3 protein-coding genes are annotated in these 1,824 nt (G+C 65.8%); all 3 read right to left on the minus strand.

The annotated features are described in order from the left end of the window. Positions 1–12: 12 nt before the first annotated feature. A complete protein-coding gene (locus ACE3UY_RS15945; RefSeq protein WP_374688485.1) occupies positions 13–918 on the minus strand; it encodes a GNAT family N-acetyltransferase in 906 nt (301 codons plus the stop codon). A 38-nt stretch (positions 919–956) separates the two neighbouring features. Beyond that, entirely contained in the window at positions 957–1,445 is a 489-nt protein-coding gene (locus ACE3UY_RS15950; protein ID WP_374688486.1) for a DinB family protein, read from the minus strand. A gap of 75 nt (positions 1,446–1,520) precedes the next feature. Beyond that, a partial coding sequence (locus tag ACE3UY_RS15955; protein WP_374688487.1) for a 2-phosphosulfolactate phosphatase occupies positions 1,521–1,824 on the minus strand: 304 nt, incomplete at its 5' end.

Here is a 1,824-nt window from a genome sequence, read left to right on the forward strand (position 1 = left end):
CGTCCGCAGTCATTACGACATCCTCCCCACGGGGTCATCCCGGTTCACCCGCTTGCGGAACGCCACCATATCCCGCTCCCGCGCAAAACCTAGCGCGTCGTAGAGGGCCATGGCCGCGTCGTTGCCGGCGGCCACGCTTAGATTGACCTGGCGCAAGCCGGGCGCGCGGCGCAGGCGGTCCAGCCCGGCCAGCATCAACCGGCGGCCCAGCCCCGTGCGGCGGCGGCTCTCGTCCACGCCCACCAGGTCAACGTACCCCTCACCCGACTCCGGCTCATAGCGGCCGAAGAAGTAGCCGAGCAGCGCGTCACCCTCAGCCGCGATGAGCAACACGGTGTGCTCATCCTGTCCGCCGGTGATGTAGGACATGGTGTAGTTTGAACTGGGGAAAAGGCGATTGTGTAACGCCTCCAATTGGCCGTGGTAGCGGTCGTCCCACTCGCCGGCTTCGGCCGCCGGCAGCGGGGCCAGCCGGTCGGGCGTGATGAAGTAGATAGCCCATTCCCCCAACTGCTCAAAGCCGTGGCGGGCGGCGAAGTCGCGGGCGTGGGTGTTGCGCGCGTCCACGAACATCTCGTGCTCGACGATGGCCGCCGGCAGCGAAGGCGACAGCGCCGCGTAGAGCGCATCGGCCGTGGTTGCCCACTCTCCTTCGACCACAATCGGCCCGTAGAGCCAGGCGCGGCCCAGTTCCTTGTCGATGTCGGCCCCTAACGCTCCTATCAGCCGGTTGCCGGCCAGCGCCAGCCGGAATCCTCGGTCGAGGCGCAGGTGGATCATCCGCAGCGTTGCCCTTACGTCCTCCGGCGTCAGGCCCAGATAGCCGATGTGGTGTTCGGGGCTGGGGTTGTGTTCGGCGGCGAACGCCGCCAATTGGTCAAAGCGCGCCGGGGCGCAGCGGACGATCTTGATAGACATAGGCGATCTTTACAAAGTGTTTATCGCTAACTCAGCCGTTACTCGTGTTGCTCCAGCCGCCACGTCTCGTAGACGGCCCTCATCTGGGCGATGTGCTCCGGGATGTGGCGCTCATAGGTGGTCAGCCACTCGTCCATCGTCATGCGGCCCGATTCCGAATGGATGACCGTATTCGCCCACACCTCGTCCGGCAAATCGCGTATGAGCTGGTAGGTACTGTGGCGCAACGCCCGGAAGAGCGCCAGCGCGTCACGCGCGTCCTGCTCGCCATAGCGCAGCACCCGCGCCCATCGCGCTTCATCGTAGCCCAACACCTCACTGCCCGGTTCGGCGATGAACCGGCGACAGCGGATGTAGCTGTTGGCCTCGCTGTCGGCGATGTGGATCAGCGTCTCGTGGATCGTCCAGTCATTGTCGTCCGGCCGGTAGTCCCACATTTCTCTGGGAAAGTCCACCAGGGCGGCTTCCAGCCGATCGTAGGCGTGGGCGTAGGATTTGATCTTCTCTCGCCGCTCTTCAGGCGACATACGCAAACCTCCAGGTCTTAGCTTCTTCCGCGGCGCATTATGCCACCCGCCGGACGCCGCGCAAGTTGAGGGTGTTCAAGGCGCGTCGCCCACTGTGGCGATGTAGGCTCCATTCACCAGTAGCGGCGCGACGTCGCTGGCGTTGAGTTGCGCGGCCAGCGCCACGTCAGCCGCCGTGCCCTTCTCCGCATGCTCGCGGCCGGAACTGCACGCCTCCAGAAAGGCCGTCAGCCGGCGAGCGGCGGCCTGATAGGCAGTCACAGCTATTTCCGCCTCGGGCGAGCGCCGGCCGCGCAGGTAGCTGATGATCGCCCCCGCGCCGATCAAGTCCTCGGCCGCCGGCCGCAGCGAGCGGTCGCCGTGGTTATCCTCGTGCCAG

Source organism: Promineifilum sp. (SeqCode), from assembly GCF_041918635.1.
Classification (GTDB): Bacteria; Chloroflexota; Anaerolineae; order Promineifilales; family Promineifilaceae; genus Promineifilum.

Excerpts from the sequence above, each read along its gene's own strand:
- ACE3UY_RS15950 (WP_374688486.1), bottom strand. The coding sequence starts at position 1,445 with ATGTCGCCTGAAGAGCGGCGAGAGAAGATCAAATCCTACGCCCACGCC.
- ACE3UY_RS15945 (WP_374688485.1), bottom strand. The coding sequence starts at position 918 with ATGTCTATCAAGATCGTCCGCTGCGCCCCGGCGCGCTTTGACCAATTG.